General features: G+C 60.5%; 14 protein-coding genes. 8 read left to right on the top strand and 6 right to left on the bottom strand.

The features are described 5' to 3' along the window. The first annotated feature begins 21 nt into the window (after window positions 1–21). The gene (locus tag PMI32_RS10280) at window positions 22–2,799 is read left to right on the top strand and encodes a hybrid sensor histidine kinase/response regulator (RefSeq protein WP_008031251.1); all 2,778 of its coding nucleotides are present in this window, start codon (window positions 22–24) and stop codon (window positions 2,797–2,799) included. Between the two features lie 64 nt (window positions 2,800–2,863). After that, the gene (tspR, locus tag PMI32_RS10285) at window positions 2,864–3,460 is read left to right on the top strand and encodes a type III secretion system genes modulator TspR (protein ID WP_008031249.1); all 597 of its coding nucleotides are present in this window, start codon (window positions 2,864–2,866) and stop codon (window positions 3,458–3,460) included. A 54-nt stretch (window positions 3,461–3,514) separates the two neighbouring features. Here the strand turns inward: tspR and PMI32_RS10290 are convergent, their stop codons facing one another. The 6 genes from PMI32_RS10290 to PMI32_RS10315 form a co-directional block, all read right to left on the bottom strand. Beyond that, the gene (locus tag PMI32_RS10290; RefSeq protein WP_008031247.1) at window positions 3,515–4,306 is read right to left on the bottom strand and encodes a hypothetical protein; all 792 of its coding nucleotides are present in this window, start codon (window positions 4,304–4,306) and stop codon (window positions 3,515–3,517) included. A 412-nt stretch (window positions 4,307–4,718) separates the two neighbouring features. Beyond that, the gene (gene cobJ, locus PMI32_RS10295; protein ID WP_008031245.1) at window positions 4,719–6,422 is read right to left on the bottom strand and encodes a precorrin-3B C(17)-methyltransferase; all 1,704 of its coding nucleotides are present in this window, start codon (window positions 6,420–6,422) and stop codon (window positions 4,719–4,721) included. Next, a complete protein-coding gene (locus PMI32_RS10300; RefSeq protein WP_032828913.1) occupies window positions 6,422–7,153 on the bottom strand; it encodes a precorrin-2 C(20)-methyltransferase in 732 nt (243 codons plus the stop codon). The genes cobJ and PMI32_RS10300 overlap by 1 nt, the downstream gene beginning before the upstream one ends. Beyond that, window positions 7,153–7,779 carry a precorrin-8X methylmutase gene (locus tag PMI32_RS10305; RefSeq protein WP_008031239.1) on the bottom strand — a complete coding sequence of 209 codons (627 nt, stop codon included), beginning with the start codon at window positions 7,777–7,779 and terminating at the stop codon, window positions 7,153–7,155. The genes PMI32_RS10300 and PMI32_RS10305 overlap by 1 nt, the downstream gene beginning before the upstream one ends. After that, window positions 7,772–9,079, bottom strand: a complete 1,308-nt coding sequence (cobG, locus tag PMI32_RS10310; RefSeq protein ID WP_008031238.1) for a precorrin-3B synthase — start codon at window positions 9,077–9,079, stop codon at window positions 7,772–7,774. Before cobG ends, PMI32_RS10305 begins: the two co-directional genes overlap by 8 nt. A 145-nt stretch (window positions 9,080–9,224) precedes the next feature. Continuing rightward, on the bottom strand, window positions 9,225–9,977 hold the full coding sequence (locus tag PMI32_RS10315) for a hypothetical protein (protein WP_008031237.1): 753 nt from the start codon (window positions 9,975–9,977) through the stop codon (window positions 9,225–9,227). A gap of 168 nt (window positions 9,978–10,145) precedes the next feature. Between PMI32_RS10315 and PMI32_RS10320 the strand changes: the two genes are divergently transcribed. The 6 genes from PMI32_RS10320 (at window position 10,146) to PMI32_RS10345 (ending at window position 14,734) form a co-directional block, all read left to right on the top strand. Beyond that, window positions 10,146–11,357, top strand: a complete 1,212-nt coding sequence (locus tag PMI32_RS10320; RefSeq protein ID WP_008031235.1) for a bifunctional cobalt-precorrin-7 (C(5))-methyltransferase/cobalt-precorrin-6B (C(15))-methyltransferase — start codon at window positions 10,146–10,148, stop codon at window positions 11,355–11,357. Continuing rightward, the gene (locus PMI32_RS10325; protein ID WP_008031233.1) at window positions 11,350–12,447 is read left to right on the top strand and encodes a cobalt-precorrin-5B (C(1))-methyltransferase; all 1,098 of its coding nucleotides are present in this window, start codon (window positions 11,350–11,352) and stop codon (window positions 12,445–12,447) included. The genes PMI32_RS10320 and PMI32_RS10325 overlap by 8 nt, the downstream gene beginning before the upstream one ends. Next, on the top strand, window positions 12,444–13,166 hold the full coding sequence (locus PMI32_RS10330) for a cobalt-precorrin-6A reductase (RefSeq protein ID WP_008031231.1): 723 nt from the start codon (window positions 12,444–12,446) through the stop codon (window positions 13,164–13,166). The genes PMI32_RS10325 and PMI32_RS10330 overlap by 4 nt, the downstream gene beginning before the upstream one ends. 164 nt (window positions 13,167–13,330) lie before the next feature. Beyond that, a complete protein-coding gene (locus tag PMI32_RS10335; RefSeq protein WP_008031229.1) occupies window positions 13,331–13,729 on the top strand; it encodes a DUF2946 domain-containing protein in 399 nt (132 codons plus the stop codon). Between the two features lie 48 nt (window positions 13,730–13,777). Beyond that, the gene (locus PMI32_RS10340) at window positions 13,778–14,257 is read left to right on the top strand and encodes a copper chaperone PCu(A)C (RefSeq protein WP_008031228.1); all 480 of its coding nucleotides are present in this window, start codon (window positions 13,778–13,780) and stop codon (window positions 14,255–14,257) included. 21 nt (window positions 14,258–14,278) lie between these two features. Next, window positions 14,279–14,734 carry a DUF2946 domain-containing protein gene (locus PMI32_RS10345; RefSeq protein WP_008031226.1) on the top strand — a complete coding sequence of 152 codons (456 nt, stop codon included), beginning with the start codon at window positions 14,279–14,281 and terminating at the stop codon, window positions 14,732–14,734. Window positions 14,735–14,754: the final 20 nt, after the last annotated feature.

Genomic DNA, 14,754 nt, shown 5'->3' with positions numbered 1-14,754 from the left:
AACCTACGAAGGGATTTCGCCGTGCGCTGGCTCAGGATTGCCATAGGTTTCACAGTCACGCTGCTGACGCTGCTCTGCATGCTTCCGGCCCAAGCCGCGCAAGGCAGTGGCTGGGCGCTATTGCTTGACGAACAGGGCGACCTGCAACTCAGCGACATCCGTTCCGCTCGTTTCACCAATCAATTCAGCCCCATCGAACTCGAACGCCTCACCGCGGCCGAGCCCGGTGGTGCACTCTGGCTGCGCTTCAGACTGGCACCCGGCAAGCATGAGCAGTTGTTGCGGGTGTTCGCTCCCGACCTGTCGCACCTCAATCTTTATGTGCTGGACGGCGACAAGCTGATCGAGCAATTGAACACCGGCACCGAACAGCCTCAGGCAGAACGGCCACTACCCAACAGCGACTTCATGTTGCCGTTGCCGCAAAGCGACAAACCCCTCGACGTCTACCTGCGCCTGGTGTCCGAGCACCAGATGCGGCCTTACATCACCCTGCAATCGGCAATCATGACCGCAGCCAATCAGAGCCAGACGCTGATTTACGGTCTGCTGTTCGGCTGCATCGGGATGCTGATCCTGCACAACCTGATCCGTTACGCTTACACCCGCTCGCGCAGCAGCCTGTGGCTGGCAGGTTGTGAAGCGTTGCTGATGCTCAGCCTGGCGCTGCTGCTGAATCTCGCGGGCCCATGGCTGTCGGACTGGCATGCGGTGCAAACGCCGGGCGCTTACCTCGCCCTGCTGCTGACCGCACCGTGCGGGCTGATGTTCGCCTACCGTTTCTTCGCCCCGCTCGGCCCTCACCCGCTGAACAAGCTGCTGCTGGGCGACATCCTGTTCATTGTGGCTTGCGGCCTGTTGCTGTTGTTCGTCAACACGCTGCCGCTGAACATCATCACCTACGCGCTGGTCGCCCTCGCGGGCCTCACCATGTTGTTCGTCAGCGCCTGGCACTGGCAAAAAGGCTATCGCCCGGCCCGGCTGTTCGTGGCCGCCATGGTGGTGTTCAACGTCGGTACGCTGATTATCCTGCCGGCGCTGCTCGGCCTGACGCTGGTAGAACCGCAAGGCCTGATCATTGCCCTGCTGGTGTTCATTTGCATCAGTGGCCTGTTGATGAGCATTGCCCTGAGCGAACGCCAGCGCAGCATCACCGAAGACCGTTTCAGCGTCAGCCGCGATCTGGCCGCCAGCAACGCAGAGATCAATGCCAAGGCCGAATTCCTGGCTAAGATCAGTCATGAAATCCGTACCCCGATGAATGGCGTTCTGGGCATGACCGAGCTGTTGTTGGGCACGCCACTCTCGGTCAAGCAGCGCGATTACGTGCAAACCATTCACAGCGCCGGCAACGAACTGCTGACCCTGATCAACGAGATTCTCGACATTTCCAAGCTCGAATCCGGGCAGATCGAGCTCGACGATGTGCAGTTCGATCTCAATGCGCTGATCGAAGACTGCCTGAGTATCTTCCGCGCCAAGGCCGAACAGCAGAACGTCGAGCTGATCAGCTTTATCCAGCCACAAGTGCCGCGGGTCATCAGCGGTGACCCGACGCGCCTGCGCCAGACGCTGCTGAGCCTGCTGGAAAACGCCCTGAAGAAAACCGACGAAGGCGAGATCCTGATTGTCGTCGCCCTCGACGAGCGCACGGCCAAACCGCGTTTGCGCATTGCCGTACAAGACAGCGGCGAGCCGATGGACGCCGAAGAACGCGACGCGTTGATGCACGCCGAACTGCACAGCAAGAACTTCCTCTCGACCACCCGCCTGGGTGGCAACCTGGGGCTGGTGATCGCCCGTCAGTTGATTCGCCTGATGCAAGGGGAATTCGGCATCAAGAGCGGCGCCAGCCAGGGCAGCACCTTATGGCTGACCTTGCCGCTGGACCCCGACCGCCTCGAACACCCGACGTCCGACCTCGATGGCCCGCTGCAGGGAGCACGGGTATTGGTGGTGGACGACAACGACACTTGCCGCAAGGTACTGGTGCAGCAGTGCAGTGCTTGGGGCCTGAATGTCAGCGCGGTCCCGTCCGGCAAGGAAGCCCTGGCGTTGCTGCGCACCAAGGCCCACCTGCGCGATTACTTCGACGTGGTCCTGCTGGACCAGAACATGCCCGGCATGACCGGCATGCAACTGGCGGCCAAGATCAAGGAAGACCCGAGCCTGAACCACGACATCCTGCTGATCATGCTCACGGGCATCAGCAATGCGCCGAGCAAGATCATCGCGCGCAACTCCGGGATCAAACGCATCCTCGCCAAACCGGTGGCCGGCTACACCTTGAAGACCACGCTGGCGGATGAGCTGAATCAACGTAACAAGGGCCTCGCGGTATCGCAGTTCCCATCCACCGGCCCGACCCTGCCGGTCAAGGTTCCCAGCGACTTCCGCATTCTGGTGGCCGAAGACAACAGCATCTCAACCAAGGTGATTCGCGGCATGCTGGGTAAACTCAACCTGCAACCGGACACCGCCAGCAATGGCGAAGAAGCCTTGCAGGCAATGAAAGCCCAACGTTACGACCTGGTGCTGATGGATTGTGAAATGCCGATCCTCGACGGTTTCTCCGCTACCCAGCAATTGCGTGCCTGGGAAGTCGGCAACCAACGGATTCGCACCCCCGTGGTGGCATTGACCGCACACATCCTCGCCGAGCATAAAGAGCGCGCACGTCAGGCCGGCATGGACGGCCACATGGCCAAACCGGTCGAGCTGTCGCAGTTGCGCGAGCTGATCGAACATTGGGTTGCCCAGCGCGATCAGCAGCAACGGACGGCAACGCAACCGTCCTGAGCCGACAGACCCTGCAACGCCTGATAGACTCCCCCACGACTTCTCTCGCCAGTGAGCCTGCATCATGCTCCACGTGTTGTTCAGCGTTTACCTGAAGATGCTGGTGCTCTACAGCCCGTTCTTCGTGTTGTCCTGTTTCATCAGCCTGACCCGCGGTTATTCGCGCAAGGAACAACGGCGGCTGGCCTGGAAAGTGGCAACGGCCACACTGATTTCCAGTGTCTTGCTGTACTTGTTCGGACGGTACATTTTCAGTGTTTTCGGCATTACCGTGGATGCGTTCCGCATCGGTGCCGGCAGCGTGCTGTTTATCTCGGCACTGGGCATGGCCCAGGGCAAGTCGGCGGTCCAGACCGATAACGTGCAGCAGGACGTCACCATCGTCCCGCTGACCATCCCCCTGACCGTCGGCCCCGGCACCATCGGCGCCTTGCTGGTGATGGGCGTGAGCCAGCCCCACTGGGATGACAAGCTCACCGCCATCCTCAGCATTGCCCTGGCCAGCTTTACCGTTGGTGTGGTGCTTTACCTGTCGAACCGCATCGAGCGCATTCTCGGCGACCAGGGCTTGCAGATTGTCAGTCGGCTGATGGGGTTGTTTGTATGTGCACTGGCAGCACAAATCATCTTCACTGGCGTAAAAGGCTACCTGGTGCCTTAGTGCCAACCCGTCACTGAAAGCCAGGGGCTTATTGCCCCTGGCGGCCGGACTTCATTAAACCGGCGCAAACTCCATGAAAACGGCCTCTCTGAGATCATCAAGGTACTTGATGCACTCAGCCTCTCTCCTCAAGTCTTCTTCGTGAATGGTAAAGTGCGCCTTACCTTGAAAAATCGGAAGTTCGGAAGTATCCCATTCCACAAAAAGAACTTTCGCATTATTGTCCGATGAGTCGTAACGGACCGTCGCCACGGCCATTGTCACTTCAGCTTCTTCGTCTTGCTTGCAAACAGACACGCCAAAATTACCACCACTGGCTTCAGTTGCATGACGCTCAAAAAGCTTGACGGCTTCAGGTTGTTTTTTCAGTGCATCAATAGTTTTGTCTGCGACAACTTTCAGCGCATTCGCGGCCGTACCCGCCAGGCCACCGGCTACAGAATGAACAATATCCAGCGCTACATTATCCAGCGTCAACTTGGCAGAGGTGGATTTGTACTGGGTAAAGGCACTGTGGTATTCGGTCCAGCCCGTGGCAAACATCAGTTTTTTAAAGCACTCGTATCGGGCGATTTTCTGCTCTTTAGCGGGAAACAGCACTTTTGAAGCGATATCGGCATACGCGTACGTGTTTTTTACGATGCGCTTGTTGCGCCGCGACATCCCGTCCAGAAAGCCCACCACACCGCTGCCCATGATCGCGGCATTCATTTCATCCCGGTCAAACGGTAGCTTTACTGCGGAGCGCGCCTGGATTTTCGGACCGGCAAGTTCAAGTTTGGCTCGACATTGTTCAAGACATTGATCGAAATAAAGACTGGCTTCTGCTTCATTCATTTTATTCATCTTATAAACCTTAAATTCAAACATATAAAAGCCGAACTGGCTCCACCAAAAAACTATCGCACCCACCGAATGAATTCAACAGCGTCAGGACTTATAAAAAAACAATAAAACAACCTACAAATATCGAGATGTAACGAACCACAATTAATTACAACAAACCAATAAAAACCAAACTACAGAAAAACCCAATAGATCCGCACACGCCTGCACGCCCCATAAAAAAACAAGAACTCAACTTACGCATAAAGGTAAATAATCCGACTCACCAAGAGAGCTAAAAGGCAAATATCCTCTATTCATTCAGGAATTAACCTACATCCTCTGGCGAATGTTTTTTACGGCACAGCAAAGAAAAAGCCACGGCAAATCGAGTGGAAACCCGGCCGTGGCTTTTTTAGCGAAGCGCAATGCCTCAGGTGGCAGGCTTTTCTCCATACCAACGCGGCGTGTACACCCAGTCACCACCCCCCATACGCGAAAACACGCAGGTCGTAGACGAACCCACCAGGACCATGGTGCGCATATCCACCTGGTCCGGGGTCAACTGGCCAAGCGTCGTCACTCGTAGCGTCTGCCCCGGGCGACCGATGTCACGCCCCAACACCACCGGCGTCGCAGGTATGCGGTATCGCGCGACGATCTCCAGCGCCCGGCCAAGTTGCCATGGACGGGAGCGTGAAATCGGGTTGTAGAACGCCAGGGCGAGGTCGGCCTGTGATGCAAGGTCCAGACGCTTCTCGATGATCTCCCATGGCTTGAGGTTGTCCGACAGCGACAACACACAGAAGTCATGCCCCAGCGGCGCACCGGCTTGAGCCGCAGTCGCCAGTGAAGCAGAAACCCCCGGCAGAATTTCCAGATCGACGTTGTGCCACGCGGCATCGCTGGACTCGTGAAGTGCTTCGAGCACCGCAGCCGCCATGGCGAACACTCCCGGATCACCGGAAGAAACCACCACCACCGACCGTCCTTGCGCCGCCAGTTCAAATGCGTGGCGCGCACGCTGCATCTCTTCGCGGTTGTCGGTGCAATGCATGACTTGATCCGCACGGAACGGGCCGGCCATGCGCACATAGGTTTCATAACCGAGCACATCATTGGCGCGCGCCAGTTCGGCCTTGACCGCCGGCACCATCAGCTCGGCAGCGCCAGGGCCAAGACCGATCACCGCCAGACGACCGCGAGGACGACCGATCGACAATGGGTCCAGAGGTTGCTCGGCCACCGCGATTGCAAGGGTGTCATCGCCGAAGATCTTCACAGACTGACCGAGGGCGTTGCGTGCCAGCTCACTGACTGCGCCGACATCGTTGCCAAAACGCAGCGGCACACCCAGCTCAAGCGCCGCTTCACGCAGCGCCGCACTCGACATTTCGCTATCGGCGGCCAGCAGACAGGCCACCGATTGCACGGCGATCTTTGCCTGATGCAACGCCTCGCGAATCGCACCCGGCAGATCGGCCACGCCGGTCCCGACGGCCACCAACACGTTGCGCGGATAGATCAACAGCTCGTTGGCCGCCGGCGTACGCTCGGCATGACCGACGTGAACGGCCAGCCGCGCCTGCGGGTCCTCGGGCAACTGCGCCTGCGCCAACCACGGGGCCGCGCCTTCGATGCGCACCGTTTCACCGGCGAGCAAATCGGAAACGAAGCGCTTGCCCAGTTCGAGATCGCCCAGGGCATAACCGCTGGGTGGATTGAGCAGGCAGGTGCCGAAGCGCAATTCGCCACTGGTGGTGATCGCCGCCGCGACGTCCAGTGCAGCCGCAATTTCTCGCGCCAGCACGTTCACGCCACCCAGACCGCCCAGCAACGGCACCACTGCGCTGCCGTCTTCAGCAACGGCCAGCACCGGCGGCTCGGCGCCCTTTTCCAGCAGCAACGGCGCCAGGGTGCGAATCACGATGCCAGCGGCGCACAGGGCAATGATCGGCGTGTCCTGCTGATAGAGCTCACGCAGGGTCGCGCCGAACTCGTGATAGATGCGGTCCGCGCCCTCGACCCGCTCAGCCAGTCCGTGGATCAAGGCGCCTGGGTACACCTGCTGAATCTTGCGCGCGGTCGCGAGGCTGCCATTGCCGAGAATGACAATCGCCGGAACTGGACGAGTCATCAGCCTTGCCACCTTTCACCTGGAACGATGATCAGCGAGAAGTACGGCGAGGACATCGGTTCGACCTGATCCAGCGGTACGATCTTCTGATTGGCCATGGTCGCGCGCTCGACATACAGCGCGCGCTCGGCCAACCCGAGTTCTTCCAGCACCTGACGGACTTTGGGAAAGTTGCGCCCCAGCTTCATGATCACCGCCGCATCCGCATCGGCGAGACGCCGCTTGAGATCGTCGTGCGGCAACACGCCGGACAGCACCGACAGGCTCTGATTGCGATACACCAACGGCGCGCCAAGCACCGAAGCACCGCCGAGCATCGAACAGACACCGGGCACGACTTCGGCCTCATATCGCTCGGCCAGGCGATCGTGCAGGTACATGTAGGAACCGTAGAAGAACGGGTCGCCTTCGCAGATCACCGCCACGTCTCGGCCCGCATCCAGGTGCGCGGCAAGTTCTTCGCCGGCCGCATCGTAGAAATCGCTGATCACCTCTTCATAGGACAGCGGTGCCGGCAAGGCTTCGGTGGTCACCGGATACACCAGCGGCAGCAGGGTTTGAGCGTCCTGCAAATGCGCTTCGATGATGCCGAAGGCGTTGCCCTTTTTGCCCTTGGCAACGAAGTACGCCACCACCGGCGATTCGCGCAGCAGGCGCAGGGCCTTGACGGTTATCAGTTCCGGATCACCGGGGCCGACGCCGAGGCCGATCAAACGTCCAGGTTGCTGCATCATTCGATCTCCGTGGCGAGGGCATTGACGGCGGCGGCGGCCATGGCGCTACCGCCCAGCCGGCCTTGCATGATGACAAACGGCACACCGCGACTGTCGGCGGCGAGTGCGGCCTTGGATTCGGCGGCACCGACGAAGCCCACCGGGAAGCCAAGGATCAGCGCCGGTTTCGGCGCGCCGGCGTCGAGCATTTCCAGCAGATAAAACAGTGCGGTCGGCGCGTTGCCGATCACCACCACGCTGCCTTCCAGGTGCGGGCGCCACAGCTCCAGCGCGGCAGCGGAACGGGTGTTGCCCAGCTCACGGGCAAGCTCCGGAACGCTTTCATCGCGCAGGGTGCAGATGACTTCATTGTTCGCGGGCAAACGCGTGCGGGTCACGCCTTCGGAGACCATCCGCGCATCACACAGGATCGGTGCACCGGCGGCCAAAGCATCGCGCCCGGCCTTGCCCGCGCCTTCCGAAAATTGCAGGCCGCCAATCGCATCGACCATGCCGCAGGCGTGTATCACCCGCACCGCGAGTTTTTCCAGATCGGCCGGGATTCGCTCGAGGTTGGCCTCGGCACGAATGATCGCGAAGGAGTTGCGATAGATCTCCTGACCGTCGCGGATGTAATCAAGCATCAAGGGGGCTCCGTGAGCGGGCGTCGAGCAAGGCGTCGACCGCTTCAATAGTAAGGTTGCGTGCATGCAGGGCGCCGAAACCCGGCTGCCCCGCTTCGCGAAAATAGAGGTCGTAATGACCGGGGGCGACGGCCAGCAAAGTGACCGGCGCACTGTGCGCGGCGGCACAGGAGCGCGGGCAACCGCTCAGATGCACGCTCAGCAGCTGGCCATGGCGTTGCAGCAACGCGGCGAGTTGCAGAGCGTCCTGCTTGGTATCGGCCAGGCCCTTGGCGCAGCCCGTCGAGCCAGTGCAGGCAATCAACCGCGACAAGGCCTGACCGGCATCGCAGAACAGGCCCAACGCGTGCAGGCGGCGGATGACTTCATCGGCATTGTCATGGTGAATGTTCGGCAACAACAGGCTTTGCCATGGCGTGAACCGCAGCGTTGCATCGCCGTATTCCTGTGCCAGTCGAGCGGCGCCCCGAAGCATGGTGCTATCGAGACGTCCCAGAGGCGGCACGGCCCCGACATAGACATGACCGGCTTGCGCCTGCGGTTGCGCGCCAATGTGCAGCACCTCGTTACTGACTGAGCGTTGCCAGACGCTAACGGGCTGGAAAGGCAGTCGCCCGGCGAGGCGAGCGAGAAATTCGGCTTGAGGGACGTCGACCAGCAAGTGGCGCATCCGCGTGTGTTCAGGCCCCGCCAGTTTCAGGAACAGCTCCAGCACGGCGACCACCAACGCGTGGCCATCTTCCAGTGGAACACGACCGCCTGGTTGATCGGTGGGGCATCCCGCCAGACCGAAAGCCAGCCACCGCTCGCCCTCTCGCTCGACCGCGGACAACCACAGATCGTGCGGGTGTTCGAGCATCGCCAGGCGTTCACCGCCATCCAGTTGCACGGCGAATTTGGCGCTGAGGTCGTGAAAGCGTTCTTGCCCTTGCAGGGTGGCGAGGATCTGTGCGGCCAATTCACGCGTGTCGAACAGCATCTGCCGATCGATACCTGCGCTCGGGCTCAGCATCAGATTACGTACATCGTCACCCGCCGCATGCGAAGGGCCAAGGCCTGCGGCGAGCAGACTTTCGATCAACGCTTCCTGCTCTTTGACGATGCCGCGAATCTGCAGGTTGGCCCGGTTAGTGGCCTCGATCACTGAGCCGGCATAACGCTGTGCACCTTCGGCGACAGCGTTGGCCTGCTCGGAAGTGAGGGTGCCACCGGCCAGTTTTATCCGGCAGATACCGCCGTCTCTGGCCTGGACGATACGCAGCAGCCCCGGACAGGCCGAGGGGCGTAAAGCGCGGGACATAGGGAGTTCGTTCAAAGGGATGACCGGATCTGAAGTGGGAGCGCCCCCCGTCGGAGGCGAGCGGTATTATGCCTGCTTTGCCGCGCGGCATCATAAGACCGCGTGTCGCATTTGCTCCGACCTTGAATCCATCAGGCGGCCTCCCTCACAGGCGCTCTGAGTAAAACTCGAAAATGGCGTCAGCGATCCGGTCGAGCCGATCGTTCAACTCCGGGCGGACTTCGTCGAAGCGGGCTCTGTTCAGGGTCAAGGGAGCGGCTCGATGCGTGAGCGTCACGTTGCCCTCCTTCCAGTCCCAAAACAGAAAATCTTCCCGCTGCGCCAGCGCCCGAAGCGAAAAGTCATTCAGGTCCAGTGATAATTTCCCTTGTTTGTCGTATTCAGCGGGGGCAATGGAAAACTCCCTGCCACGCAGACTTTCGGTGGCCAATGACCAAAGCGCCGACGAATTAGCCAACAATGAATCAAACATGTTTTTTGTAACTATCGCCATCTGACTATTAACGCCGGAAATTCTGTTCAAATAAATCTGAGTTACTTTTCCTGCAAAGTGACTGTAACTTTTCTCGACAACCCTGCGTTCGTCAATTTCCCAACCCAAGTCCCATAACACCACGGCAAACAAGGAAAACCAGCCTTGGGGATCTGTGTCCCTATTGCGCTGCTGACTCGCATACCACTGCGCATAACGCACGCTGGAGTTGACGTCACGCTTGTCCTGACGCGACACGCCTCTGGCCGTGCTGACCAGGTTGCCCCCCAATAGCGACCCGGCAGCGCCTTGCTGATCCTGCGAGGCGTAAAGTCGAGAATTCTTTGTTTGCCGTGGCGCGAAGTCTCGGTTGAACGCATCGGAATAAGCCATCAAGTCCAGGCTCCCTGCTTTATCAATAACCATAGTCAATTCCTTTCAACCATTATCAAATGAGTACATGAACATTCAAACTACATAACTTAACTACGACCAGCTACAGACCAATCAAACCAACTTAAAACATTCTATTACTCGCCTCCACGTCCGCCGCGTTATCATGTGCCGCTTTATGCAGATGAATAGAGATCACACATGGCACGCTGGCTGACCGTGACAGGCATTGGTGAAGACGGCTTCAAGGGTTTGGGCAGGAATGCCCGGCATGCGTTGCTGGCTGCCTCGAAGATCTTCGGCAGTCAGCGGCAACTGGACCTGCTGCCGCCCTGCATCCGTGGCGAACGCAAACTCTGGCCGACGCCGTTCTCCCTCGATGCGTTGTTGGCCTTGCGGGGCGAGCCGGTGTGCGTGTTGGCCAGCGGCGATCCGATGTTCTTCGGTGTCGGCGCCAGCCTCGCCCGGCAATTGCCCTGCGCGGAAATGCTGATCCTGCCGGCGCCCTCTTCCTGCTCTCTGGCGGCCGCGCGAATGGGCTGGCCGTTGCAGGATGTCGTCACGCTATCGGTGGTCGCTCGCCCGGTCGCGGCACTTAACGCGCAGTTGTTCAGCGGTGTTCGCTTGTTGGTGCTCAGCAACGATGGGCAAAGCCCCGCCGCAATAGCGGCGTTGTTGCGCGAACGTGGTTTCGGACCGAGCCGCCTGAGCGTGCTGGAACATTTGGGTGGCGAGGCCGAGCGACGCATCGACGGTGTCGCCAACGACTGGGCCGACCCGGCTATCGCCGACCTCAACCTGATCGCCATCGAGTGCATCGCCGCCCCCGACACGCCGCGTCTTTCGCGACTGGCCGGCCTGCCGGATTCGGCGTTCAGGCACGACGGTCAACTGACCAAGCGTGATGTGCGTGCAATCACCCTCGCGCGCCTGGCCCCGGTTCCCGGTGAACTGTTGTGGGACGTCGGCGCCGGCAGCGGTTCGATCGGCATCGAGTGGATGCGCGCCCATCCGGGTTGCCGGGCGCTGGCGATCGAGGCCGATGAAGGCCGGCAACTGTTGATCGAGTACAACCGCGACGCGCTCGGCGTGCCCGGCCTGCAATTGGTTCGCGGCAGTGCGCCGCAAGCCCTCACAGGTCTGGAACGCCCGGACGCGATCTTCATCGGCGGCGGCGTCACCCGAAAAGGCGTTCTGGACACTTGCTGGGCAGGGCTCAAACCTGGTGGCCGACTGATCGCCAACGCGGTCACGCTACAAAGTGAAATGACCCTGATGGCCTGGCGCGAGCAACATGGCGGCGAGCTGACGCGTATTCATATCGCCCAGGCGCAACCGCTGGGCGACTTCGATACCTGGCGCCAGGCCTTGCCGATTACTTTGCTGGACGTGGTCAAACCTTTCGATGCGTGACGAAACCGCCGAACAACCCGCACCGTTGCGCAGCGGCCTGACCACCGGCAGCTGCGCCACCGCCACCAGCCTGGCGGCCGCTCGATTGCTGCTCGGCGGAACGAGTGCAGACGCCGTGGACATCGTCCTGCCTAAAGGCAAGCGCGTGCAGATGCGCCTGGAATTCTGCCGGTTGCTGGATGACGGCGCCGAAGCTGGAACGATCAAGGATGCCGGTGACGATCCGGACGTGACCCACGGCGCGCTGCTCTATTCCCAAGTGCGACTGAGCGTAGAGCCGGGCATTCGTTTCTGTGCCGGTCGTGGTGTCGGCACCGTCACCCGTCCGGGCCTGGTGCTGGGCGTCGGTGAGCCGGCGATCAACCCGGTGCCGCGCAAGATGATCAGCGATCATTTGACCTCGCTCGCGCAAGAGCTCGATTACCCCGGCGGCTTCGAGGTCACGGTGAATGTCGAGGGCGGCGAGGCGCTGGCTTTGAAAACCATGAACCCTCGGCTGGGCATTCTCGGTGGCCTGTCGATTCTCGGCACCAGCGGCATCGTCCGGCCGTTTTCCTGTGCGGCGTACATTGCCTCGATCCATCAGGGCATCGACGTGGCAAAAACCAACGGTTACCTGCACATCGCCGCGTGCACCGGCAACGCCAGCGAAGACTCCATGCGCCGAGTCTACGGCCTGCCGGAAATCGCCCTGATCGAAATGGGCGACTTCGTCGGTGCAGTACTCAAACATCTGCGCAAAGTGCCGGTGGCCAGACTCAGCATTTGTGGCGGTTTCGGCAAGATCAGCAAACTGGCGGCCGGGCACATGGATCTGCACAGTCGGCATTCGAGCATCGACCTGCCGCAACTGGCCGAATGGGCTGCGGCGGTCGGCGCGGACGAAGCGCTGCAGCAGGCAATACGTGAAGCCAACACCAGTCAACAGGCCTTGGCCATGGCCAGCGCCGCCGGCATCGCACTCGGCGACGCGGTATGCCGGCACGCACTGGATTTTGCCCGCAGTGTGGTGCCGGCGCAGGTTCAGGTCGAAGTGTTTGCCATCGATCGACAAGGCGGGATTGTCGGCCACGCAGGAGCTTTTCAATGAAACGCCTATTGCTGCTCGGCGGCGTGACGGAAGCGCTGGCCATCGCCCGCACGCTGGGGCCGGAACACATCTACAGCCTGGCCGGCGTCGGTCGTGTGCCGACCGATCTGGCCTGTCGGGTTCGCGTTGGCGGGTATGGCGGCGCGGACGGCCTGGCGCAGTTCATCCGCGACGAAGGGATCGATCTGCTGCTGGACGCGACTCATCCCTACGCTGCGCAAATCAGCCAGAACGCCGCGACCGCCGCTCAAGTGTCCGGCATCCCCTGCTGGGCACTTCGCCGCCCGGCCTGGCAACCACAAGCCGGAGATGACTGGCGCGAAGTCAGTGACTGGGCCGAACTGATCGACGCGCTGAAACCGTTTCGTCGCCCACTGTTCACCCTCGGCCGCGAACCCTTGCAACACCTGCATGAAATCCCTGCGCAGCAATTCTGGACATTGCGCGCCCTGGACGTTTATCCGGGCAACGAGCGCTGCGAAGTGATCGGCGCACGCGGGCCGTTTCTGATCGAGGATGAGCGTGAGTTGTTCGAGCGCCGGCAGATCGATGTGCTGATCAGCAAAAACAGCGGCAGCACCGCCACCGAGCCGAAACTGGAAGTGGCGCGGGAGCGTGGGGTGCCGGTGCTGGTGTTGAAACGGCCGGTGTTGCCGGGGGTGGAGCGGGAGTTTGGGTCGGTAGTGCAGGTGTTGGAGGCGCTCGCCGAAATACTCTGACCGATCAGTAATTATTCCCGGGCCAGCCCCCGGCATTTCAAATGGGAGCCGCTACACTCATTTGAAACACGCTGCGACACCAAACCGCAGGCCGCGTTTTTACTTATCGGCACTGATCAGGCTAAATAGCCGCGCCTGATCTCCCACCCAACCGGATCTGTCCCATGTCCCGACAACGGCTCGCAATTGCATGGATAGCCTGCTTCGCAGTGCTGTTCAACATGCTCGCCATGCCGATGACCGGAGCGATGGCGCAGACGGCGAAATCGCCGGCCGAACAGGTGTTGTGGGGCAGTTTCTGCTCGTCCACCGGCACGAAGATGGTGGCGATTTCTCTGGGGACGCTTGATCAGAAAGCTCCGCAGAACGACGATCATTCCAACATGCAGCATTGCTGGTGCTGTTCCGGTTCTGCGCCATTGGTGGCGTTGCCCGGGCATGTGCCGCAGTTGTATTTCGCGCGCTTCGAAACCAATCGAAGCCTGCCCACCACCGCACTCGACACCCCTACTCCGCGCCAGCAATGGCCGAACCTCAACCCCCGCGCATCCCCTCTGGTGTGATTCCTTCTCGCAATTGACCTGCGTTTTGAATCGTTCTGGAGAACTGCCATGTTGAACAAACTCATCGTTCTGGCTGCATTGCTGCTGCCTGCCTGCTTTGCCAATGCCCATGAATACAAGGCTGGCGAACTGCAAATCGCTCATCCGTGGTCACAGGAGTTGCCACCGAACGCGCCGACCGTTGCGGCTTACTTCGTGATTCAAAACCCCGGCAAAACCGCCGACAAACTGCTCAGCGTCGACTCGCCGATTGCGGGCATCGCCCAGTTGCACGAGCACGTGATGCAGAACGATCTCATGAAAATGCAGCAGGTGCCGGCCGTCGAAATCCCGGCTGGCGGCGACGTCACGTTTGCACCGATGGCGTACCACGTGATGCTGCTGGAACTGAAAGACCGCAGCCTGCTGAGCGACGGCAAGCGGTTCCCGCTGACGATGCATTTCGAAAAGTCCGGTGACGTGACGGTCGAAGTCTCGGTGCAGAAAACCGCACCGGGCGGCGTGCAAGTGCACGCACACAATCCGTAACTGCCAGAGCTGAATACGCCCATGCGCCCGCTTAGCGCCAGGCCATCCGCGCCCCGTCGTCAGCCATTGAGCCTGACACGCGGTAGCTGGATCAGCCTGTTCGCCATGTTGATGATCTTCATCGGCCCGCTGATTTCTCAGTCGATGCCGATGCCGATGGATCAGCGCGCCTCTTCGATGTCCATGAACATGTCGATGGACATGAGCATGGACATGTCAGCGATGGCGCACGGCGAGCACGGCGCGACACCCGCTGCCGAGCACTGTCCACCCAAAACCTCCCATCATGCGATCTGGGAAAAGTGCGGCTATTGCAGCCTGCTGTTCAACTGCCCGGCGCTGACGGGCGGCCAGTCTTTCGTTCCATTCGACGCCCCAAAAACCAGCACCTTCAGTACACCCGCCACCCGCCTGGGCCACGCCCGGCAAACCTTCTTCCCCGGCGCCCGCACCCGCGCCCCGCCCATCGTCGCGTAAACACCTCCCCAATCTCACAC

The sequence above is a fragment of the Pseudomonas sp. GM60 genome, assembly GCF_000282415.1.
GTDB lineage: Bacteria > Pseudomonadota > Gammaproteobacteria > Pseudomonadales > Pseudomonadaceae > Aquipseudomonas > Aquipseudomonas migulae.
The sequence above is the reverse complement of the archived record's forward strand: the minus strand, read 5'-3'. Positions and strand labels throughout refer to the sequence as shown.

What these genes read in the sequence shown, in the direction of transcription:
- PMI32_RS10330 (WP_008031231.1), top strand. Translation starts at nt 12,444, where the DNA reads ATGAAACGCCTATTGCTGCTCGGCGGCGTGACGGAAGCGCTGGCCATC.
- PMI32_RS10335 (WP_008031229.1), top strand. Translation starts at nt 13,331, where the DNA reads ATGTCCCGACAACGGCTCGCAATTGCATGGATAGCCTGCTTCGCAGTG.
- PMI32_RS10315 (WP_008031237.1), bottom strand. Translation starts at nt 9,977, where the DNA reads ATGGTTATTGATAAAGCAGGGAGCCTGGACTTGATGGCTTATTCCGAT.
- cobJ (WP_008031245.1), bottom strand. Translation starts at nt 6,422, where the DNA reads ATGACTCGTCCAGTTCCGGCGATTGTCATTCTCGGCAATGGCAGCCTC.
- tspR (WP_008031249.1), top strand. Translation starts at nt 2,864, where the DNA reads ATGCTCCACGTGTTGTTCAGCGTTTACCTGAAGATGCTGGTGCTCTAC.
- PMI32_RS10305 (WP_008031239.1), bottom strand. Translation starts at nt 7,779, where the DNA reads ATGCTTGATTACATCCGCGACGGTCAGGAGATCTATCGCAACTCCTTC.
- PMI32_RS10300 (WP_032828913.1), bottom strand. Translation starts at nt 7,153, where the DNA reads ATGCAGCAACCTGGACGTTTGATCGGCCTCGGCGTCGGCCCCGGTGAT.
- PMI32_RS10325 (WP_008031233.1), top strand. Translation starts at nt 11,350, where the DNA reads ATGCGTGACGAAACCGCCGAACAACCCGCACCGTTGCGCAGCGGCCTG.
- PMI32_RS10340 (WP_008031228.1), top strand. Translation starts at nt 13,778, where the DNA reads ATGTTGAACAAACTCATCGTTCTGGCTGCATTGCTGCTGCCTGCCTGC.
- PMI32_RS10345 (WP_008031226.1), top strand. Translation starts at nt 14,279, where the DNA reads ATGCGCCCGCTTAGCGCCAGGCCATCCGCGCCCCGTCGTCAGCCATTG.
- cobG (WP_008031238.1), bottom strand. Translation starts at nt 9,079, where the DNA reads ATGTCCCGCGCTTTACGCCCCTCGGCCTGTCCGGGGCTGCTGCGTATC.
- PMI32_RS10290 (WP_008031247.1), bottom strand. Translation starts at nt 4,306, where the DNA reads ATGAATAAAATGAATGAAGCAGAAGCCAGTCTTTATTTCGATCAATGT.
- PMI32_RS10320 (WP_008031235.1), top strand. Translation starts at nt 10,146, where the DNA reads ATGGCACGCTGGCTGACCGTGACAGGCATTGGTGAAGACGGCTTCAAG.